This window comes from Bradyrhizobium sp. WSM2793 (genome assembly GCF_000379585.1).
In the GTDB taxonomy this organism is placed as follows: Bacteria; Pseudomonadota; Alphaproteobacteria; order Rhizobiales; family Xanthobacteraceae; genus Bradyrhizobium.
This window is the reverse complement of record NZ_KB902783.1, coordinates 127,249-148,703: the sequence shown is the minus strand read 5'-3', so window position 1 is coordinate 148,703 and position 21,455 is coordinate 127,249. Positions and strand designations below refer to the sequence as shown.

16 protein-coding genes and 4 pseudogenes are annotated in these 21,455 nt (G+C 60.3%); 6 read left to right on the top strand and 14 right to left on the bottom strand.

From position 1 onward, the window contains the following. Positions 1–247: 247 nt before the first annotated feature. A complete protein-coding gene (locus tag A3AS_RS0118900) occupies positions 248–2,737 on the top strand; it encodes a bifunctional diguanylate cyclase/phosphodiesterase (RefSeq protein ID WP_245283217.1) in 2,490 nt (829 codons plus the stop codon). A 591-nt stretch (positions 2,738–3,328) separates the two neighbouring features. Here A3AS_RS0118900 and A3AS_RS0118895 read toward each other — a convergent pair. Both A3AS_RS0118895 and A3AS_RS50040 read right to left on the bottom strand, forming a co-directional pair. Next, positions 3,329–3,532, bottom strand: coding sequence for a hypothetical protein (locus A3AS_RS0118895; protein WP_157644297.1), 204 nt, complete (start codon positions 3,530–3,532; stop codon positions 3,329–3,331). Between the two features lie 415 nt (positions 3,533–3,947). Next, positions 3,948–4,036, bottom strand: a pseudogene (locus A3AS_RS50040) (DNA-binding response regulator); the annotation flags it as partial. Between the two features lie 223 nt (positions 4,037–4,259). Between A3AS_RS50040 and A3AS_RS43565 the strand changes: the two are divergent. Continuing rightward, positions 4,260–4,478, top strand: a complete 219-nt coding sequence (locus A3AS_RS43565) for a hypothetical protein (protein WP_245283216.1) — start codon at positions 4,260–4,262, stop codon at positions 4,476–4,478. 555 nt (positions 4,479–5,033) lie between these two features. Here A3AS_RS43565 and A3AS_RS0118880 read toward each other — a convergent pair. Continuing rightward, positions 5,034–5,653 (bottom strand): annotated as a pseudogene (locus tag A3AS_RS0118880) (NYN domain-containing protein). A gap of 330 nt (positions 5,654–5,983) precedes the next feature. On the opposite strand from A3AS_RS0118880, the gene A3AS_RS43560 reads away from it, so the two are divergent. Beyond that, a complete protein-coding gene (locus A3AS_RS43560; RefSeq protein WP_018319130.1) occupies positions 5,984–6,334 on the top strand; it encodes a hypothetical protein in 351 nt (116 codons plus the stop codon). On the opposite strand, the gene A3AS_RS0118865 is transcribed toward A3AS_RS43560, so the two are convergent. From A3AS_RS0118865 to A3AS_RS0118845, 4 genes are all read right to left on the bottom strand, one after another. Beyond that, positions 6,325–6,618 carry a hypothetical protein gene (locus A3AS_RS0118865; protein ID WP_018319129.1) on the bottom strand — a complete coding sequence of 98 codons (294 nt, stop codon included), beginning with the start codon at positions 6,616–6,618 and terminating at the stop codon, positions 6,325–6,327. The genes A3AS_RS43560 and A3AS_RS0118865 overlap by 10 nt on opposite strands. 57 nt (positions 6,619–6,675) lie before the next feature. After that, a complete protein-coding gene (locus A3AS_RS0118860; RefSeq protein ID WP_018319128.1) occupies positions 6,676–8,784 on the bottom strand; it encodes a methyl-accepting chemotaxis protein in 2,109 nt (702 codons plus the stop codon). Positions 8,785–9,207: 423 nt separating this feature from the next. Continuing rightward, on the bottom strand, positions 9,208–10,215 hold the full coding sequence (locus A3AS_RS0118850; RefSeq protein WP_018319126.1) for a PAS domain-containing protein: 1,008 nt from the start codon (positions 10,213–10,215) through the stop codon (positions 9,208–9,210). A gap of 512 nt (positions 10,216–10,727) precedes the next feature. Next, a complete protein-coding gene (locus A3AS_RS0118845) occupies positions 10,728–11,312 on the bottom strand; it encodes a DUF1349 domain-containing protein (protein WP_018319125.1) in 585 nt (194 codons plus the stop codon). Positions 11,313–11,487: 175 nt separating this feature from the next. On the opposite strand from A3AS_RS0118845, the pseudogene A3AS_RS50035 reads away from it, so the two are divergent. Then, positions 11,488–11,747 (top strand): annotated as a pseudogene (locus tag A3AS_RS50035) (transposase); the annotation flags it as partial. 1,020 nt (positions 11,748–12,767) lie between these two features. Here A3AS_RS50035 and A3AS_RS48360 read toward each other — a convergent pair. From A3AS_RS48360 to A3AS_RS47325, 5 genes are all read right to left on the bottom strand, one after another. Continuing rightward, on the bottom strand, positions 12,768–12,911 hold the full coding sequence (locus tag A3AS_RS48360; RefSeq protein WP_018319122.1) for a hypothetical protein: 144 nt from the start codon (positions 12,909–12,911) through the stop codon (positions 12,768–12,770). A gap of 63 nt (positions 12,912–12,974) precedes the next feature. Further along, positions 12,975–13,289 (bottom strand): hypothetical protein, encoded by a 315-nt coding sequence (locus A3AS_RS0118825; RefSeq protein ID WP_018319121.1) that lies wholly within the window; start codon positions 13,287–13,289, stop codon positions 12,975–12,977. A gap of 24 nt (positions 13,290–13,313) precedes the next feature. Continuing rightward, positions 13,314–13,682, bottom strand: coding sequence for a DUF1236 domain-containing protein (locus A3AS_RS0118820; RefSeq protein WP_018319120.1), 369 nt, complete (start codon positions 13,680–13,682; stop codon positions 13,314–13,316). A gap of 331 nt (positions 13,683–14,013) precedes the next feature. Continuing rightward, positions 14,014–14,523, bottom strand: a complete 510-nt coding sequence (locus A3AS_RS0118815) for a PRC-barrel domain-containing protein (protein ID WP_018319118.1) — start codon at positions 14,521–14,523, stop codon at positions 14,014–14,016. A 597-nt stretch (positions 14,524–15,120) separates the two neighbouring features. Continuing rightward, on the bottom strand, positions 15,121–15,270 hold the full coding sequence (locus A3AS_RS47325) for a hypothetical protein (RefSeq protein ID WP_018319117.1): 150 nt from the start codon (positions 15,268–15,270) through the stop codon (positions 15,121–15,123). Positions 15,271–15,592: 322 nt separating this feature from the next. Between A3AS_RS47325 and A3AS_RS50030 the strand changes: the two are divergent. Further along, positions 15,593–15,845, top strand: a pseudogene (locus A3AS_RS50030) (ABC transporter permease); the annotation flags it as partial. Between the two features lie 1,424 nt (positions 15,846–17,269). On the opposite strand, the gene A3AS_RS0118800 reads toward A3AS_RS50030, so the two are convergent. Beyond that, positions 17,270–17,482, bottom strand: coding sequence for a hypothetical protein (locus A3AS_RS0118800; protein ID WP_018319114.1), 213 nt, complete (start codon positions 17,480–17,482; stop codon positions 17,270–17,272). 1,204 nt (positions 17,483–18,686) lie between these two features. On the opposite strand from A3AS_RS0118800, the gene A3AS_RS48355 reads away from it, so the two are divergent. Continuing rightward, positions 18,687–18,845 carry a hypothetical protein gene (locus tag A3AS_RS48355; protein ID WP_198293703.1) on the top strand — a complete coding sequence of 53 codons (159 nt, stop codon included), beginning with the start codon at positions 18,687–18,689 and terminating at the stop codon, positions 18,843–18,845. A 992-nt stretch (positions 18,846–19,837) separates the two neighbouring features. On the opposite strand, the gene A3AS_RS0118785 is transcribed toward A3AS_RS48355, so the two are convergent. After that, positions 19,838–21,175: a glycosyltransferase family 4 protein gene (locus A3AS_RS0118785; RefSeq protein ID WP_018319111.1), complete on the bottom strand. Its 1,338-nt coding sequence runs from the start codon at positions 21,173–21,175 to the stop codon at positions 19,838–19,840. Positions 21,176–21,455: the final 280 nt, after the last annotated feature.

Below are 21,455 nucleotides of genomic sequence, written 5' to 3'. Positions count from 1 at the left end.
TGGTAATTAACTGGCCACAAATACACGACAAATGAACGATTTAGACGGTTTCGCTGGCCTAAATTCGGCGCCGGGAAGACAAGTGAGTGGGGGCCCCAGCGAGCGACATTGATCGGTCCCCGCAAAGTTTCAGGGTGCTGGCAAGGTGGCGACTGACACCGATATCGCGAAGGCATCGACGGCGCCGCCCCGCTGGCGTCGTTGGGCCGTTCCGTCCGGGGTTCCAGGCTTCCCCTCGTCTATCGCCATGCGCCTTGTTGCCGTCGTGCTCGCAACCGGCGTGCTCGGGCTCGGCCTCATCGGTGGCGTGACGGCGCTACGCCTGCAGCAGCAGCTAAGGCACCAGGCTGCGGCACTGGGTGAACTCTCAGAAGACCAGCTCGCTCATCGCCTCGACGGCGAGGCGCAGTTGGCGCGAGCGCGAATCGAGGTCCTTGGCGCGGAAACCGCATCACGCCTGCGTCAAATCGCTCGGCGCGCCGATGTCGCCAAGGCGGTCGCCTCGAACAACGATGTGACGATCCGCGAGCTGCTTAGCATCGTTGCTTCGACCTCCGGCTTCGAAAGGCTGATCGCCTTCGACGAAACCGGCCGCGTGCTCGGTGCCAACACGCCCCTCGACCTCCTCGCTCTGAACGGGGCGATCGAGGGGACCGACCTCTCTGTCAATCTCAGGGCGATCCTCAAACACAATAGCCGCTCGCACCCGCGGGGACAGGAAGGCACCTATGAACTCAAATCGCGTGAATTGTCAGCGCTTGGCCTGCCGCAGCGCCGCACTATAGCGCACACCGCAATCGAGCCCGTGTTCGACGACTTCGGCGACCTCATCGGCGCGCTTGTCGCCATCCGACCGCTCGGGCGCACGGAGCGTACTCTCGAGAACTTCACTTCGCTGGCTAATGCCGGCGTGGTCATCATCACGGGTGACAACGAGATCGTATCTTCCGCGGGGCCTGAAGGGGTGAAATTCAGGAGCGCCAGCACGCGTTTGGGCGGGCTGCAGCGCTCGGACGACGGCAACTACGTCGCGCGCTGTGTCGAATATGAGGCGACGCTCAAGGTGTGTACGTTCGCGCGCGCATCGCTCGTGACGACGACACGCGATCAGATGTTCCAGATCGGCGCAGCCCATACCCGTTCGCTGATGTGGCAGTTCTTGGCATCAGCGGCGCTGGCGCTCGGTGCCTTGGTCGTCGCGCTATTGGCCGCCGTAAGGCACCTCACGAAAGGACTTTCGGCGCTCGCCAAGACCGCCCAGGAAATCGCAGGAGGCAATCTCGATGTTCCGTTCCGCGCAACGGGCATCGGCGAGGTTCGCGGCCTCGGCCTCGCATTCGAGCGAATGCTGACGCATTTGCGGGCCAGCACGCGAAGAATTCGTCAGCTCGCTTTTTACGATACGGTGAGCCGCATTCCCAATCGGGAGAAGATGCGCCTCGATGCGCCGGCGCTCATCGACGCTGAAGAAGGCGGAGCGCTGTTCTTCCTCGACCTCGATGGCTTCAAATCCATCAACGACACTTTCGGGCACAAGGCTGGCGACGAGCTGCTCAGGATGGTGGCCGAGCGCTTGAGCAATTTGCTGACGTCCAAGGTCGCTGCCGGCAAAAGCCTGCTCGCCCGGGTCGGGGGCGACGAGTTCGTCGCCATCATTGCCGGGGTGAAGACGGTCGAGGCCGCGAGCCTCTGTGCCCGTAGGATGACCGAGACGCTGCAGGTTCCCTTCAAGCTCCAGAGCAATCATGCGACCATCGGCGTCAGCATCGGCATTGCGATCTGTCCCACCCACGGCACGACCTATGACGATCTCCTGATCCGCGCCGACCTTGCGATGTACGTCGCGAAGAGCTCGGGACGCAATACCCACGCTTTCTTCACTCCGGATCTCTCAGAGGTCGCGCGTGCCCGGCATGCGCTCGAAACCGATCTCGCCTTGGCGATCCGCAATGAAGAGCTCGTCGTCCATTACCAGCCCAAGGTGTCCTGTGCGGATGGCCGCATCGTGGGGGTGGAGGCGCTGGCGCGCTGGCATCATCCGAAGGAGGGCAACATTCCTCCTCAGCGCTTCATCAAGATCGCGGAAGAGATTGGCCTCATCATGGAGATCGACCGCTTTGTGCTGAGGCGCGCGCTCGCTGAAATCGGGGGCTTGATCCGGGCCGGCTCAAACCTCGTGCTTGCCGTAAATGTCGCAGCGACGGAAATCGAGGACCCGCTGTTCATCAAGGATATCGTCACGACCGTTCGCAAGGCCGACTTCCCGCCGTCACACCTTGAGATCGAGGTCACAGAGTCGGTCGCGATGCGCAATCCTGATGTCGTGCGCGAGAGGATAAGCCTGCTCAGGCAGTTGGGCATACGCTTCGCAATGGATGATTTCGGAGCCGGCTATTCGAATCTTTCGACGATGGCGAGGCTCCCCTTCGACGCCGTGAAGCTCGATCGCACGCTCGTCGCGGGTGTCGCGGAAGACCGCGAGAAGCAGACGATCCTTCGCCTGGCGCTCGGACTTGCGGACGAATTGGGGTTCGAAACCGTCGTAGAGGGAATCGAAACCGCCGAAGACCTTCGGTTCGCGGCCGAAAACGGCGCGACCATGGCGCAAGGTTATATTTTCTCTCCGCCGGTATCGCTCGAAGAGTTCATCGTCCTGCTGCAGCCGAGCCTTTTGGCTTCGGCGGTCGAAGTGGCGCCAAGGCGACACGGAGCGGAGCGGCAGGCTGCTATCCGCTGAGGCGTCGGCGACAACTCCGCCGCAGATGCCGATCGCGACCGGATGGCCCACGAGAGCTCTGCAATGGCTCGCGGTTTTATACTGAATGGCGGAAAAATGGTGCGCCCGAGATTCATCCGACCTCCGCCATTGCACCAAGAGTTCGGAGCGCCCCCGGACCGGCGACCCGTCGTCCGGCGGCTTTAGCGACGCCAGGCTGCTCCGGAGATGGTGAGGTGCCGGACAACCTGAGCAGCTGTGAGAGGCACGAGCCGGAATCATTCCTCGCCCGGAGCGGTGGCATCTCCGGGCTCGAGCGGGTTCAGCGCGGTCTCGATCTGCGCCAGCAGTCGCTCGATTTCCTTCGCGTTCGTTCGGTCCGGTACCGCTCTCCAGTCGTTCCATGAGCGCCTGCTTCCTCTGACGTCGGCTCGCGCTCTGCGAAATGCTGCTCCGTCGGCCCCGATCAGTCGGCGGCTTCGCACTTGAAGCAGCGCCAGATCGGCGGTCGTTTGCCGTCACGACTGGCAGCCAAGGTCATGGGCTTCTTGTAGCGTGAGCACAGGGGAATCGAACTGGAGCGCGACATCATCTCGACAGACCGTCCGGTCGCTAACGGGCGGGATCGGTCGGCTGCTCGGCAGCAAGCTCGCGATGCAAGCCGGGCGGGCTGGAATCTCGCCTCACGCAGATTTCCGCGGCCAGCGTTTCCGCAAACTCGATCAGTTCGTTCCGCCTCTGTTGATCGCGTATCCGGCCGAACGCCCGGATCAGTCTGAGCCCCTGCAAATCGCTCAATGGCGTGTCGTCGTTCATCTTCAGCGTTCCTTCGCGAGACTGCCTGTAGGACATCTCGGAAAAGGATGCAACGCGACTCCACGTCTTGCACAGGTTGCAATATGAATCCGGCCAGAAGGAGAACTCCGGACCACGAATTCGCGATAGGGCGAGATGCCGAACCGCTGACCAAGATCAACGGTCCCTCCGGGCACCGGCCGATGTTTAGCGGATGAAGTCACCCGGGCATTCGAAAAGTATCTGACGCTGCTGCATGCCTCTTCATGCGCCAATCCGCGGCCCCCTGCGGATGACTGCTTACAGCCTGGCTTACCTTTCGCGGTCCGCCGCGGTTGGTGCTCTGGTCATAAAGGAGGAGGGCTTTTTCAGCGATTCAGGCCTGTTAAGCTTTGCGGACTGCTTCGGCCGGCACGTGTTCCGGTCGTCCCTGGCGTTGCACCTGCAGGCGGTGACGCAGCGCGGCCCGAGTACGGGCGAGCAGCTCATTAATACCGAACAGCTTGTGACATAGTCGTCGGCACCAGCTTTCGTCGATGAAGACCTAGGCGAAGAACGGCAGCAGGTAACAGCAGAAGAAACATCGTCGAAATCGAATATCGCTTCATACATGGCCCGATCGGAAATGATCTGCGGTCACGCCGGTCCGAAATCCGACAAGCTAATCGCCCGAGTACCGGCATACCACCGTCGCGTAGCTTGGAACAGAATCATTGAGGCGGTGGTTAGCGAGGGGAGGAGTGATGCGATGAGTAAGATCATTCGTAAGGTAGTGGCCGATCCTCCGATCATGACCGTTGGCGACCTCATCGATGAACTGTGCCGATTGCCAGATACCGCGGTCGTTAGGTTCCGCTGTCCGATGCTCGAACAAGAACTTATATTTTACCGCCTTCGACGGGGACCGAAGGACGTCGTGGAAATCGAAGTGAACGCGTGTCCGCAAAGCGTTCCATCCGCCGCTTAAGAATTGGAAGCCGGGCGGCGGGAACGACATCTCGGTCCGACAAGATCTCCGACGACGACAAGGCCTGTGGCAATTCCAACCCGTACCTGTACAGGCTCGGGCACCGGGAGTGCGGCAACCGCACCGATTAGCCGGCCCGAACCGCACGCTCGGCGTCATCCTCATGCGCTGCCGGAGAGGAAATAAATCAGCACGCCGTCGCCCATGAATTTGGCGACGAAGCCCTCGAAACGGCCCACAGTATCGGAAACTCACGTCTGATAGGCTGAAATGACCTCGCGCAGGCCCTCCGGGTCCATACGCGTGGAGAGTGCCGTTGAACCGATAAGGTCCGAGAACATCAGGTGACTTGGCGCCGCTCGGCGAGGTCCTTGGCGGCTTCGTTGGCTCCCGGCGGAGAGCCGGATAGCGCCGTTGGTGCGCCCGCTTCAGTGCGCAAGCCGGCGATGGCGTCGAGCAGCTTACGGCGATCCCCGACAAATCGGACGCCCGCGTTCCTTCTCGGGTGCGTGAGCCGGTCAGACAGCCGGAGCCTCCACGACGCTGACGCGACATTCAGCGATCGAATTCGTCGTTGTCGTTGCGCGGCCTTGCGAAGGTCTGGCGCTGAGCATATTGCCCCCGCGCCTCGCCGCGCTCGCGCGCCAGTTGACGCTCGGACGGATCGCGACCGATCTTCGCCTGCACTTCCACTAGATCGATGAACACGTCTGCCTGTCGGCGGAGTTCATCGGCGGCTGGGTGGCGATGGTCGAGACCACGGCGACACGGACGCCGCGCCGCTGCATCGCAGCGACCAGAGGTCGAAAATCACCGTCGCCGGAGAACAGGATCATCTCGTCCACCTGTCCGGCGAGCTCCATGGCATCGACGGCGAGCTCGATATCCATGTTGCCTTTGACCTTGCGTCGTCCGGTGGCGTCGACGAATTCCTTGGTCGCCTTGGTCACGACCGTGTAGCCGTTGTAGTCGAGCCAATCGACCAACGGGCGGATCGAAGAGAACTCCTGATCCTCGATGACGGCCGTATAGTAGAAGGCGCGGAGCAGCGCGCCGCGCGCCTGAAAGCCCTTCAGAAGGCGCTTGTGATCGACATCGAAGCCGAGCGTCTTGGTCGTGGCGTAAAGGTTGGCCCCGTCGATGAAGAGGGCGATTCTGCTGGGTGCCGGAGACATCCTGACCCTCGAATGCGGAAGTGCGCTCCGCACGCGGCCCCATTGACGCATCTATCCGGAGCCGAAGGTCGGGCGGCTTGGCGCCGGTCTGCCGGTCATTCGTTGCAACCGGCCCGCCGGGCCGGATGTCCGGCCCGTTCTAGCCCTTCCACGATTGCGAGCTGCCGGGCGAGGTGCCGCTCGCTCAGCACAACGTGACGCTCCGCTTCCACAAGGTGTCGGCGCGCCATCATCTGGTCCATGGGCGCAGCCTACCCCAACCCGGTCGGACGGAGATTAAGCCTGCGGAAGGCCGCTTGACTCCCCTAGAACGGATAGGGACCATAGGCCATGCTCGCTGCGCCCTACCTCGCTGCGCCCGCCGAGGGCGACCTCGAGCTGGCTGCCGACCAGGCGATCGCAGCCTGCGGCGGCGATGCCCGCGAGGCCGTCAAGGCGCTGATCGTCGCCAACGACTTCCTCGAGACCGAGCTCGCGCGCCGGGGCTCGCGACCGCGATCGAATACGGCAGAGCTCAGAAGTGGGGCCTCGACCGCCCGCGACATCGCCGCAGAACCACGATATCGCCAGCACGGAGAGGATCTAGGCGTTTGTCAGCAATTTTCGCCCAGGACGGCTGGCATTTTGCGCAGTAGCGGTTACGGCATTGGTGAAAATCGCGTCACAGTTTCTCAGGTGTAAGCACGCAGATCTTCCAGCGCACGATCGGCGGCATAAAGCTCGTGAAGCCGATGCGAGAGCAGCTCGCTCAACTGCGCGACCTTCAGCCGGAACCCCTCACGAACCGACCTTTCTTCGACATGTTCGAGCAGGCCGTTGAGATCGGTCAGGCATTTGGCGACAATCGCAACTTGCTGTCGCAGCGCTGCACAGTCCGTTCTGATCTGGACAATCAGGTATCGCTGACGACTGAATGGCAGCGGAACGATGTTGCCAGCCGATCTGGACGCTCCGTCACGGGTCATTGCGGCGACCACATCAGCGTGACCCTCTGATCTTGTAGTGCTGGTCATAGATGCACCTCAAGCTGCGCGTACGGTGGTTAAAAACTTCTCGACCTCTGTCTTCAGGCGCGCGCTGTCGTTTGACAGCGTTTGTGCCGAGGCAAGTACCTGACTCGAGGCCGACCCGGTTTCCGTGGCCCCCTGCTGCACCTCGGTTATATTGGAGGCGACCTCGTGGGTGCCTTGCGCGGCCTGCTGGACGTTGCAGGATATTTCCTGCGTGGCCACTCCCTGCTCCTCCACCGCGGCCGCAATCGCTGAGGAGATTTCGGAGATCCGGGCGATCGTCCCGCTGATTTCCTTGATCGCGACGACTGACTCCTGGGTGGCGTCCTGGATATCGTTGATCTGGTGGCTGATCTCTCCGGTCGCCTTCGCCGTTTGTTCGGCCAGTGCCTTGACCTCCGAAGCAACGACGGCAAAGCCGCGTCCGGCCTCGCCGGCCCGCGCCGCTTCGATTGTTGCGTTCAGGGCCAAAAGGTTGGTCTGTCCTGCGATCGTGTTGATGAGCTCGACTACATTCCCGATGCGGGTTGCTGCCTGCGACAGCTTGTTGACACGATCGTTGGTTTTCTGTGCCTGGTCCACCGCCGCGCCGGCAATCCGGGCCGCTTCCTGCACCTGACGGCTGATTTCGGCGACCGACGAGGACATCTCTTCGGTGGCGGAGGCCACCGATTGAACGTTGGTCGACGCCTCCTCGGACGCGGCAGCGACCGCGCCGGAGAGCTCCTGGGTGCTTTCCGCCGTCCTGCTCAGGGTCTTGGCCGCCGCTTCTAGCTCGGTTGAGGACGACGACAGCGTCTCGATGATCTCGCCGACGGCGTCATCGAACCGGCCCGCGAGCTGGTGCATGTCGGCCTTGCGCTGGGCGGCGGCACGCACCGCCGATGCGGCCTGTTCGGCACGAAGCCGGTTGGCTTCGATCATGTTGTCCTTGAAGACCTGAACCGCCTCGGCGATCTCGCCGACCTCGTCGGCGCGGCCGACGCCCGGGATCGCGGTGGAAGTTTCGCCTCCCGCGAGCCTGCGCATGGCGGCGGTCATCCCCTGGATCGGACGCGCGATCGCGCGGGCGGTAAGCAGCGCAATCGCGGCGCCGAGACCAAGTCCTGCCGCGAGCAAGCCCCACAGCACCAGCCTCAGGAAAGATATGCTCGCCTGCATCTGGTGCCCTTCCTCGGCAAGCATCCTCTTCTGATCCGTCTTGATGCCTCCGGAGCGAGTGCCGTCGGCACCCTTCGGCCCGTCTAGGAGGTCGAGAATCTTCGCCGCCCGCGGCGCCGCCTCCGTGACGAGAATTCGCACGGGAGCATTCCAGTCAGGAGACTCTCGGAGAGAAAATATCTTCTCGCGCAGCGGACCAAGTTCGCTGCGCGCCTTCGTGATCTTCTCGAATGAGGCCAGCTGAGACGGTGTGAGCAGGTCCTTCTTCGCGTTGACCCCTGTATAGCCTTTTTCGAAGAGTTCCCACGGCTTGAAGAACTTCTCCTTGTCCTTCTCTTCGCCTGACAAAAGATACATGCGAAGTTGAGCAGTGGCCGCGGCAAAGTTGCCTCGCGCGTCCGCCATGGCTTTCAGCAATCTCTTTCGGTCAGCCGTCGCCTCCAGCCCTTCCTCCTCGTTGATCATCCCTGTGATCTGAGAAAAGATCGCTTCAGCGCGCGGACCGACTTCGGTCACCAGCAGCTTTGTCGCGGGGTATGCGTCGGCAGAAAACGCGACGGCTTCGGCTTTGTCTTGGGCGGCACGGAACTCCGCGAGCAGCGCCTTGGCTTCGGTCCACTTTCGGGTGTTCTCGGGGTTGGTAAATTGCGCCGCTTTCTCGTCGAGGCCGGCGACCGTGGCGTCCATTTCCTTCCACATCGCAGCTCGATCGAGCTTGCCTTGCGGATTTCCGGTCAGGAGGTAGCCGCGCAACGTTGCCAGCGTGGAATAGAGTTTGCCGACCAGCTCCGTGCTCGCGAGCGCGACGGGCGTGCGCAGGGTCACCATGCGATCGATGGTCGTTGAAATTCCGCCGACCGCAAACACCGTGTATCCGACTGAAAGCGCGATGATCGCGCATACTGCAAGAAATCCCGAAATCAGCCGGCCGCGAATACGTAATTTGAACTTGAACGGCATGGCAATGCTCCGCGGGTCATCGAACCCGATGCAAAAAACGGGGAAAGAAAGAATTTGAATGTGATGTGCATGAGCGCCCGCAGCCGACGACGGGTTGTCGCCGGATGCCGACCGGATCAGTCGTCGGCTCCGTGAACTACCTTTGTACCATACGATCCATATCTTCTACTTCAGTGTGTGGACGATGGTGACGACAATTGCTTATTTCGGCGTTAAGGAAAAATTGACCTTCATCACCCTCCTGCGAGCAAAATTTCGGCCGCTGCGGTACCGCGAAACTGAGGCTGAGCCCGGGATTGCCCGCACTTCGCAAATTTTTCCGTTTGCTTAGTCATTGGATGCCTTACCAGCCTAAAAACTGATCCCACGACAATCCTTCGAGACGTTCGGAAATGCGGTTCTGGAGTACGACAACCTGTCTGGTTACCGCGGCCGGACACCAGGCTTGCCGACAAGCGGAAACAAGAACTCGACGCCCGCATCAGAAAATACACGATGGAGAATCTCCATCGCGCCATGAGGCATTAGCGGAGCGTCGTTGTACTCCTCAAGTCGACGGATGATGGCGGCAGAGATCCCGGTACGCGCTGCCAATTGCTTTACCGACCAATTCAGGATGCCGCGCGCGGCGCGCAACTGGGCGCCGGTCAATCGCGATGTTGTCGCGTGCTGGACGGACAGTTTTTCGTGATGCACGTCAACGGAGATCCCCATCCATTCCCGGATGCTGCCATCTCCATTGGTGACAGGCACGGCCGTACATCGATGCCAACGATATGTGTCGTCGGGCTGCCGCAGCCGATGCTCGACGCTGTAAGGACGTGCCGTCTCGACAGACGCCGCCCAGCTACTCAGCGCAGCCTCGCGCTCTTCCTCGTGAAGGAGATCAACCCAAGCTTTGCCAAAGAGCCGCTGGGCTTCCGGTCTCTTCTCGCCGTTCGGCAGCGCCGTGATCCGACCGTCGGAGCTACCAATCCACAGCAAACCGTCTGCCACCTGAGCCAGAGCGCTGTAGCGTTCGGCGTCAATTCGCACCGTCTGGAGCAGTCGACGCTGCGCCGTGATGTCCAGTGCGACACCCAGGATACATTCCGGCTCTCCCGCGCTGTCCAGCAGCACCTCCGTGCGACTGTGAAGCCAGCGCAGTGCGCCATTGGGGCGAATAATGCGAAATTCCCCGTCGAGCGGCGACCGATCGGTCATCATCTCGCTGGGATCGCGACTCGAACGGCGGTCGTCCGGATGAATTCGCCGTTGGATCTCCGCAAAAGACGGGACAATCACGTGCGGATCCAATCCGAGCAGCCCGAAAAAGCCACGCGACCACTGCATCTGCCCCGCTGGGTCACAGCGCCAGACACCGGCACCCAGGTTTTCCTCGACCAAGCGAAGCACCTCGGACTGGCCGAGATATGCCTCCAGTTGAAGCAAAATCAGCTCCCCTGAAAAGCTGTAATTTCAACCATTAATTGCAAGAAAAAGCAATCCTAACGATTGACCCAACGCAAGCCTCCGATCCGGCCAAGCAATTGCGCGCGGATACAGGCCGGCTGCGTGCCCTGGGGCGGCGGCGCTACAAACACGCCCGCGCCGGGCGCGCTGGACTGCGGCTCCCTGTCGCGGCGCCGACCGCGCGCTCCATGCTGCCAAGAACTGCGGGCGCGACCGTCTCGTTATATCGGGCCAGATGGTGGCTTGGCCCGGGCGCCAGAAGCACGTCGCGGTTGGAGACCAAAACTTGCTATCGACCTTTCTTTTCTCCACGAGATCCCGCGCCTCCGGATGTGTACTCACAATATGCAATGTGCGGTTCGAGCGTTGGAGCAGACGGTTGTGCCGGTTTTGAGAACCCGGACTGACTAGGCCGTGTACCTATTAACACCCCTGCCGCACAGGACCAGCATCCATCGGCCAAGGAGGCACTTTCCCTTCGAAGCAAATGGTCAGCTCAAGTCGTGCAGCTCTTTTCCGAGGGGCGGACTCAAACGAAGCTTCGAGAACACGACTTCTAACCCCGCCCGTTCTGGCGTGCAGGCCATCGGTCCCACAAGGTAGGAGCTTGCCTTCGGGAAAGCTGCCAGCCGCATGAGCGGCCAAAACTTGCCGTCGGCCGAAAGTTGTAGACGGAGGACTCCGTTGCCAACGGTTGCGCGGACCCAAAAGTCGTTGGGGTCATGTTCATAGGGCGCCGTCGCCCAGTCTGACTGCCCGATAGTCAGCACGCTCGCGAGCATGGCGCGGCCATCTGACAGTTCAACTCCCGCCTTGACCCAATGATGCGCATCGATGCGCACCATGATCCCCGCTTGATCGTAGAGCGTCCGGAAATTGCCCTGAACACGCAGCTCGGCGGTGAATGCCTCGCCCGCCGGAAAGCCTAGGAAATGCCCATTGTCGCGAACAAAACCGTAATGAGTTTCGCGCCAAAAGTCGGTAGCTTTGTCCGTGAATATTCGCAGGCTATCATTCTCTGCGGCCCATTTTTCCGGCTCATTTAGCCAAACACCGTCACTTCTGCTAAAAATCATTCCTTACCTCGAACGTGGGTCTCTGCCGACCTCGGGTCCGTCAGCCGAACAAGCAAAGCACTGTGTACCAAGATTGAGAAGGCAGCTTGGCGGCGGCCCCTTTGTTGCGTTTCCGTGATTCAAAAGCCCAAACCAGGGGCTTGCGAATCAATGCGCATCAACTCGCCGATTTTGAATGAGCTGGCCATCGAGCCCACTGCTGAAGCCGCGTGGCGCTCCTCTGGTAAGCGACCGTCGTCTCCTTAATGGCATTTTCTGGCTCCTGCGATCCGGAGCATCTTGGCGGGATCGACCGCAGGCGTTCGGCCCATATGCGACCTGCTACAATCGCTTCGTGTGCTGGCGTGGAGCCGCATCATAGATGCACTCGCCGCTGCCCATGATGCACGTCCAGATGATCGACACCTCGATGTCCGCGTGCATCAGCATGGGGCCTGCATCCTGAGGAACCTGCGCCAATCGAAAAACCAGAGTAGCGACGCACGCGCCCAAATCCGCACCAGGGGCTCAAGTTCCTTGTTCGCAGGCCACGCCTACTTCCTCTCAAGCGCCCGGTGGCGCGATCCATCTACATTACTCCGGATTTCTGACCGCGACATGCGCCCTTGCCGCTCTCTTGGACCGCCGGGCGAGGCTCGTCGGGAGCTTCGGTTTGTGATGTGTCGGTAGCGGCGTGGCCGCACTCGGGCCGGTCGGGGTGCCCAGCAGCCGCACCCTGAAGAAGCCCTACCTCCCGGACGAGGTCGTCCGGATGGTCAAGGAGCTTGGCCAGGAAAAGCGGTCGTGGCCGAGTTAGCGGATCTACCGCGCGGCCGAGCTTTACCACCGTCGGAGCTTTGACAGAGAATTCGGCGCAAGGTGCCTTACCCATTCGGCAGACGCAATTCCTCGACCGCCCGACCGCAGATTTGAGCGGGGTCGTTGAGGCCGGTCTGGCCGATCTCGATGATCTTCTTGGCGACCCTTCGGCCAGAGAATCATTGCGATCCTCTACGCCAATCGTGCGCAGGGGCCTGTTCGTGGGCTTTGGAAAGCCGTGCAATCTCATCAGGCTGTTAGATGGCCAGTTGTTACCCCCCGCTGCAGGCAGCGTAACACTGATCTGCTGTGGGAGCATTGCATCGTCGCGGCAAATTCTAGCTTCCGCAGACTACCCTTATTTTCCTCCTGGGAGCATTCATCGGGAGCGGGCTGCGAAGAGCGCCGCGGATAGACTCGGCCTGCCTGTGGTGGGCGGATCGGATAAACTGCGCTTGCGGAGGAACGATAGCCCGAGTGCCAATTCTTCCTTGGGCGCGCCCCCAGGAGTAAACCCCGAACCGGCCCCAGCTCAAAGCCCCCCAGCCCCCCGAGCTGGTGCCTTCGTCCGTGGAGCGCGCGCCCAACGATGGAGGACTGGGTGAAGCGCGCTCGATCCTTTGTCTCCAAGCCTATTTGTCGTCGCTTGCAGAGGTGTTATCGGGCGCCGAGCAGCTTCAGTGCGGTCTCGATCTTGGTGAGGAGCGCCTGGGTTTCCGCGCGCTCGTTCGGACCGGGATCGGTTTCTAACCGCGCCAGCAATTGCTCCTTCTGACGCAGGAGCTTCGCAACAGCAGACATCTTATCACCGAGGAAACGAAACCGACGTCGAAAGGGCCGCTCGGTGAGTGGGCCTTTCCTAGTTCACCAGCTCCGGGTACCGAAGCTGAAACCGATGCTCGGGCCGCCGTAGTAGCCGTATCCACGATCGTAGTAGCCGGGCCCGCCATAGTAGCCGTAGCTCCGGCGCACCACATAGCCGTCGTCTCCGCCGTAGTAGCGCTGGACATAGCGGGGACCGCGGGTCCGGTAGCAGCGGCCATACTCGTCACACACGAGACGGACCTGCTCGACGTTTGTAGCCTCCGTGGACGCGATAGCCGCAGGCGCAAGAGGGGCTGCACTTGCAGACGACGCAATGAGGGCCGCCGCGAGTGCTCCCAGAACGATGCTCTTCATGGATGTTCTCCCTTGGTTGCTAGATCAGTCGATCTCTTCAATAACACGACGCTCATCGGGCTCGACGATGAAGGTGCGGCTGTCCCGGTTCATGTACCGGTACTCGCGAAGCGCCGGGGCATCCCGATAGACCTCTTCGGGGAATGCCTCGATCTCCATGTCCTCCGGCACCCGCTCGCCAGTTCGGATCTCGGTCCGGACGGTGCTGCCGATCGTGCAACGCTCCCGTTCGACGGGACGCGCCTTAGCGTGCTTGCGGACCACCTCACGGTGGCGGTCGCTGAACGTTACCTTGCGCTGCTCGCTGCGCGCCGGCGTCGACGCCGTCGAGCGGCCGGAGTACGGCAGGACCGTCACGATCTCGTAGCTGGACGGCTCCACGAGCTTGTTCATCTGAAACCTTCCAAATGGGACGCCGGTCAACCACGACGGCGCGTCCGATTCCGCTTCGGGAAATCTCGGCAATGCCCGGATTACATTTCTTCCGACGGCGAGAGATTGCAGCTGTTGCAAAATGGCACGCACAGCCAGCCACCGAGTCCTACATCGTTCACGACGCGACCACCACAAAGTGCACCGTCGTCGATACCAAACCGACGACAGCGACTACTACGGTCGTGGGCAACGGCCTCGAGCCGTTTGTGTTTAGCCCCGCCACCGCGCGCTCGCCGTCAAAGAAGAAGGGCCTTCATTGGAGGCCCTTCGATGTCGAGAACGGTTCGCGTCAGTTGTAATCCGAATACTTGAACTGCGGGAGAGCCTTCAACTGCTCCTTGTTGCCGTTCATGACGGCGTGGTCGGGGACCCAATCGTTCGCGTTGCGGTTGGTGGTAGTCGTCGAAGCCGCGCCCGTGGTCGTGTCGCGCGAGGTGGTCGAGGTGCCGGTCGAGCTTGTCCGGACAGGCTCTTCGACGAACTTCAGCTTGTCGATCGAAACGGCGATGTCGTGCTCGCCCATGCCGAGGAAGCCGCCGATGCCGATCACGACCGCGTTGATCTTGCCGCTCTTGTCGACGAGCAGTTCGTTGACGTCGCCGAGCTTTTCGTTCGCCTCGTTGTAGACGTTCAGGCCCATGAGCTTCGAGGCGCGCCAATTGCCCTTCAGCGCCATCTTCTCAGCCGGGTGGGCGGCGGCTGCCGGCGCTGCGCGGTCGGACGGCTGAGTGGATTGCGCGAATGCAGCGCCGCCTATCAAGGCAGAGCCAAGCAGAGCGACGGCAAGAATCCTGTTCATCGATTATCTCCTCCAGTGAGCGCATCCCGTCGGATGCCCGCCCCAACGTCTGGAAGTTCCACTTGTTCCCGGTCCGGCGCTCGACGACTGGCGACAAGGATTTCGTCGTGTGCCAAGTCGAAACAGAAGGACAACCGACGTCGTGCTCGGAGCTAGTTTGCACCTGCTCGTCGCATTCACATCGTCGCTTGAGCTGGGGTCACCCTTGAGCGGTCAGTTCGCAATGGCGGTTTTCGTACTCTCTCACCGTGCGGCTCGCGAGGATCTCTCCCCGAAGCGGGCGCGGACGATTTGGAGCCACTTCGCGGGGCGGTTGCCGTCGCGCGTGCGCCCGCGACTATTTTTGTCGGCTCTAATGAATTTGATCCGCAGCTCCTTACCGCTCATGCAAGCTCGCAGCGACATTAGACCTGCCCACTGAGGAGAGCACCAGAAAGAACTCCTTCATGGCGAGCCCTGCACCGACCCGTCTACGATCAGCTTGGCTCCGCTGTCAGACATCTCGGATGGTGCTTCGCCAAGTGCGGTCGATCGCCAACATGCCGGCTGGAAGGGGGCGCCCGAAAGACAGCCTGCGCGCGTCTCTTTCGGGGGTCATCAGGAGGCCTGCTCCAGGTCGGACGGCGACGGCGCCAGCGAGGCCAGCTCCAAACCGGAGGTCGCCAAGGTGGAACTGGCGATCGAGGTGTCCCGTCCCTGCTCCTTCGCGTAGTACAGCGCGATATCGGCATCACGGGTGAGCGCCAACTCGTCGGCTGTCGCCTCACTCTGCCGGCGACACCCAAGCTTATGGTAACGTACTTTCTTGGCGAGCGCGGATGATAGATCCGCAACCGCGTGACCAACATCCGAATTGCGTTGGCCACTCTGACGGCCCTTTCCTCGTCCACATCCGGGAGAGGAAGTCGCCTCTCGGCGGTAGTCAAGCCATCTGGATTGATCACGCGAACGGCACGCTTATCGCCGCATCCGACCAACGAAAGGACGGCTGCGCGCTCGGTTTGTGATCGCTCAGCGGGATTGGCTCTTCCAAAGAGCCATTGGACCTTCATAGGTCACGGAGGAAAGCATCCTGTCGTTCGCTCTCAGACGGATCATCACCAAGATCCCCGTAATGGCACTCGTGGCCCCTGTTTGTCTTTTCACTACTTTACATCGCTCCAGGCGATCAGGCTGCCGTGATCGCTGGCGACCAGGCAAATCCCGCAGACGTCGCCCGGGTCCGCGACACTTTGAGGCTTGATCCCCTCTATCTTATCCGCTTCGGTGAGTGGTCTTGGAGGGTTGTGCAAGGCAATCTTGGAACTTCAATCTTCAGTTCCCACTCTATCGTTTCGAACGACCTTTCATCGTTGATTTGTCAGCACAAATTTTCAAGTCTGAGAGACAAATGCCGACGGTATACCCGCCGCAAATTTGTGGTCTTGAATTCACAGAAAAATTTGAGCCGCTTGCGCTCTCGGCGGTTTCGCCACCTATCGGGGTCGATCGACTGGATCAGCGCTGCCGGCGTGGTCAAGACTGCCGTTACCACCCTGGTTGGGTGTATGTTCAAATACCGTCAGAGATCAGGAGCGCGCTGGTCCGGTCGTTCGATGGTCCTCACGTGCCGTCGCAGCCATAGCGCGACCGGAATGCGACCAGTTGGTGTGGGCTACCTTCAGGTTTTCGGCTGAGGACCGCGAACCGTGAGTTGCAACGTACCTCTAGAGTATTTCGCTGAGTGCCAGAATTGTCGACGAACTGAAGATTTTGGCTCGAGTCAGCACTACGGAAACCGTAGTTTTTGTCGCAGCAGGTGGGCCCCTTCCCTGGCCAAAACGGGTGAAGTGCAATTTTGCTGTCTCGACGGCAAGTTGGTAAGAGAGCGGACTGCTCTCAAGTGCCGCCGGTCCACGCGGAGGGCTTGCTGCACGCGACTGTGATGACTGTTGAGAAATGCCGTGTGAAGTAGCTCGCAAGCGCGAGGTATCTCTGCGCGTAGCACTCCGCTTCCACTGGAGGGAAGCGCAATGAAGTGGAACTTGGCAAGCTATCGAACGCTCGCGCTGACCATCGCTGTTCTAGTCGCCGCTGGTACTACTATGGCCATCGGTACTCCTCGTGGAGTCAATGAACCAATGTTGGGATCCGATTGGGAATGCAGCCGGACCATGCTGCTCGTGACCACGTGCGCACTGAAGGATTGAGCGAAATAGCGCAGACCTCGCTGGGCAAAGCTAGCGGGCGATCGTTCACATCTCGGGTCTAATGAATGTCGGCCTAACAATCGGTTAAGCAAGAACCCATAGCCTGTTCCACCGTTGACCTGCATCCCGTCACCACATGACGAGGTGGGTCCAGGACGGGGCCGATACCATGGCGGACCTCAGGGAAAAATTGGACAAACTCCGTGCCGACGCCGCGGATTTGGCCCTTATGAGCAGGCGAACCAGCGACTCGCAAAGGGCGCGCACTTTTCGAACGCTTGGCAGATGAGCTCGCCATAGAGGCTCTCGAACTCGAGCAGGTGGTGAAGCTGCAAAGCCGGCGCTCCGGTCACAGCGACATGGACAAAGTCGTGTCCCTCCAGGCGCGTCCAGATCGTCGCTGACACAATCCCACTTCCCTTTGTGGGCCACCGCCTCAACTCCCGGCCTCTCGTTCGCGACGGGCGAGCCTTCATGTTGCAACTGCTCATGATCTGTCCGGTCTGGTCTGCAGTCCAAACACCTCCGGCTTCCAGGCCGGTGGGTTTTTCAATGGATTAGCCGTCCTGACAGGTGATGCCGAGGCTGTCGCAGGTGAGAGCGAACAGCTCTTTTGACTTAGAGTCTTCAAAGCAGAACCTGGTGCCGATCTCCGCTCGGTCGGTCCACCAGCCGGCGTTAGCTCCCTTGGCGATGCGGGCAGCCTCGCCTCGTAATAGGTCCAGTCGTTTCCCGGCGGCACGAACAATCAGGCAGTTCTCCTTGGGCATAAACGTCCTCCACGGCAACTTGGATTCCGCAAATTGTCGGTACAGAAAAACGTAGAACTTGCAGCGAAGGAAACAAAGCTTGTTGGTGATTAAAAGCAGCCGGCCTGCACGAAGGCCGCAGCGATGTTCTCGTGCGATCTCGCATGGTCAAAAGACACCGGGTGAAAAGATCTAAGTGAAATATACAGCCAGCCCCGGTGGAATGATCCTATCGCGACATTTCTGGATCGCAATATGATCCATTTCACAATCGGCCGCACCATGCATCAAGGGCCGCCGCCGATGGTTTGCTGGAAGACTACCGTCAGAAACTTCGCGAATTCAGGCTTCCGATAACCGGTGTGACTAGCCCGCTACATCAACCTGAGTACGAACAGGTTACGTTTTTGAGACAGGTGGGCGTTCGCGCCATTTTGCGCAACTAACGCTACCGTGCTGAAAGCGACCCGGCACGCAACTGCCAAAGAGCAGAGAGCTTTCACAACCTGTTTGGGCATGGTGGCCTCCTAACCCACAGCCGCCTCTCGTTTCACTGACGTACGAGCTTGGATCGCATGCCGATCAGGCATTGTGTAGGCTAGTCGTCGCCAAATTAGGCTCATCAGGACTAGCATGGTGGCCTCCCCGCGTCTGATGTCGTCAACCTACAACCTTGCCTGTTTCCGGACGACTTCGCCGATGGCGTTGAATGGTTTCGTGCATCGGCGGTGGCCGCGCCAGCCGCTGGCAACGCCAACGGGCTGGCTTGGGCGCGCGCCGGCTTTTCCGCTCGGCCGCTGCCCAGCAACGATTCAAGCATCAGTCCGCCCAGTGTTCCTTTCTCGAGAAACGGCGTCGGGCGCATTGCTCAAGAATTCGCCTTGCAATTGTGCCCGTCCACTGTCGTAATGCTATGATTGTCGAAATATTTTTCAGTCCAGTTGTGTTGGGGCCGTGATGAGTATTTCCGATCGAACTTTCGATGCCGTTTTTGCTCTGCACCAACGTATCGTATTTATCGAATGTCAAATGGCTGAATTAGGTGTCCTGCGAAACCGATTAGCGCAAGCTCAGTTGCGCCGCTCGCGGTCAAGGTCGAGTCGTTCAGCTTCCAAGAAACTAGGTCGGCGCCGCAGGTGTAGGTAACTCTCCGCGCAACAACCCCGAAGTTGCCATCTGCCCCTCGTAAGCCCAAGCTATGGCAATTCGTGAGTCGGGGGGATTCATGGAACGACAGCCGTTTGAGAGCATGTCTCTCGAAGAGCTTTGGCGACTCCATGCGGTCGTCAATGGCATTCTTGCCGCGAGACTCGTGGCCAAGAAGGAAGAGCTTGAACGGCGTTTGGGACTGCTCAACCGGGAAGACAAGCCTCCCGATTATTAAAATCACCTGATTGGCGGGCCCCTGCCCTTCAGGCTGACCAGCCTCTGTACGAGCACTCGCACTGCCGCGCCGATCGTGCGGAACGTGCCGGCGCTGGCCGCAGGAGACGTCCTATAGGCTTTTAGGCGCTCCTGCGGCCCTTCGTCGTTGCTCCGGCGCTCTTACCCGCAATTGGATCGGCAGCCGGGAGCATTGGGGCTGGTAAACGATCCATGCCATGATCGCCGATCAACGACAATCGGCAGAACGCCTGGCGCCGGCGCGGATTACGTCGAAGCGCACAAAGGTCGAGATGCGGATCTCGTAACGGTGGTTTCCCTCATCAAGACGACGGGTGAAGAGCAATTTTGCTGTCTCTACGGAAACTGAGAGAGCGGACCGCTGAGCCCTCCGAGCGCTCTTTTGAGACCGTGAGACAATTCGCCAGTCGTGAACCGGCTAGCGTCCACCATTAGATTCCTCAAGCACGACGGGCCCGCTCACACGTGCCTATGCAGTCCCCAAAACGCAATAAGCAGAAGGGCCACCGCTCCAATTCCCAGCAGCATGAGAATACAACATGAAGCGCGTGATGATGATCGTGGGCGTGGGCGGATTGCTGGAGGCGATGCGGGCGTGAGGCCGGCCTTCTGAGCGATCAAATCAGCGCCTACATGAAGCTTCTGGTTGCCACTGAGATGACGGCAGGTCGATTCCACCGAATTAGAAGCTCGGCGGCCGCGAAATGCCCCGGCGCGCCCCATGTTGCGCGATTTTCACACAGCCTGGGCCCATCATCGACAACAAGCGACAAGCGAAAGGCAAATTGCCGTCGCGCGCATGGGGCACAAATCCCAGCCCCATGCGTGCCGCAGAACCGATCCGCAGGTCATGGCCGAACGCGAGAGCGGCGATCCCGAACGCGGCAAACGGGGAACGAATTAATAAGTGAGCAGGCCCTGGAAACGAGAGGATCAAAATTGGTGGTAAGTACCCGATCGATGAAGTCGTGATCAATCAGATATGAGAGGTGGGCGGTCTGCCGGCATGTTGCGCAACGCGCGCTTGGCGCCTTTGGTCTGCCACTCTGAGGCTGGGCGCGCTGGCCAGAAAACGCGCGGTGATGAGGCGGCATTTCCACTCAGATCGAGAAGGTGACGCATTCGCGGCACACAGACCCGCTCCGCGTCATAGTAATCGACGACGTGGCGGCGGGCATTCTCGCGGAGCGCTGAAAATCTTGTCGGCTGCTCTAGCGCTTCGACGACCCGCTCGGCAAGCTCATCCGCCGCAAAGAATGGGACCAGCAACCCGTTTTCGCCTGAATCTATGACTTCGCGCACCGGTGCCGTGTCAGAACCAATGACGAGGCAGCCGGCGCTCATCGCCTCCAGCATCGACCAGGACAGCACGAAGGGATACGTAAAATAGACATGCGCCGATGATACTTGAAGGGCCGCAAGGAAGGTCTGATACGAGACGCCGCCCAGGAAATGAACACGCGACACGTCCAAGCAACCGCGCACTTCGGTGAGGAAGATCGACTTCCAGGTTTCACCCGCAGGGGGCGGAAGTCCGTAGGATACGCCATCCCTGCCGATGATGACGATCTGTGCGCTCGGCCGGCGTCTCAAGATCTCCGGCAGCGCGCGCATGAAGATATGGTAGCCCCTGAGCGGCTCAAGATTGCGCGCGACAAACGTCACGACCTCGTCGGACGGTCGGACGTGCTGTCCATTCGGAAGCATCAGGCGCGCCTGCGGATTCGGCCGCATGCGCGCCGTGTCGACGCCCTCGTGAATCACGTCGATCTTGCCCTGATAATGTGCGGGAAACGTCGATTGCTGCCACTTCGTTGGCGAGATGCCCACTTCGCAGTCCTCAAGCGCGAGCAGGGTCGTCGCATTCTTCAACTGGAGCCCGATGTGACCATCGAGGCCAGGCATTGGAAATTCCGGATCAAATCCGATGTCACGCCCCTCGGCCCCGTAAAAAAATTCGCAATAGACGAGCAAACGTGCCTTGGGAAACATCGTACGCAACGGCAAAGTCTCGCCCCACCCGGGATGGGCGAGAATCAGATCCGGTGTGAACCCCGACGCCGCCAGACTCGAAAGACTGTACAGCACCTGTTCGGCACGCCGGCACTCGACGTCGAAACGTCGTGCAAACGGATGCGTTCCCGAAACGTCCGCGTCAGGAAGAGCGTATTTGATCAATCGCACGGAAGGCATCGATCTTGCATTCGATGCACCGACGGCCACGACCTCGACGCCAGGCTCCTTGGCCAAAGCAGCCGCAATGTTGCGATACTGTGCCGGGAAATTGTTGTGAACGATTAGGATCTTCATCGACGCCGCTCTGGGCTTGCTCCCTCATGCCATTCAATCAATCAAGAATGCAAGCACGGAGATATTTATAGCAAGAATTGCCAGCAGCGAAGCACGCAGCTTCCAACACAAACCTAAGTTCAAAATTTATCTGGTTCTCGTCTTGCTCGCTTCGTGAGCAAGGGCGCCGTCCGATTGATCAGAGTCAATCGATCCGTCATGACAGGACTGTGTCAGTCGTCCGCAGGTTCCCCATCGATAAATTGCTGAAGTACTTCTTCGCGTCGAAGCTTTCCATGCG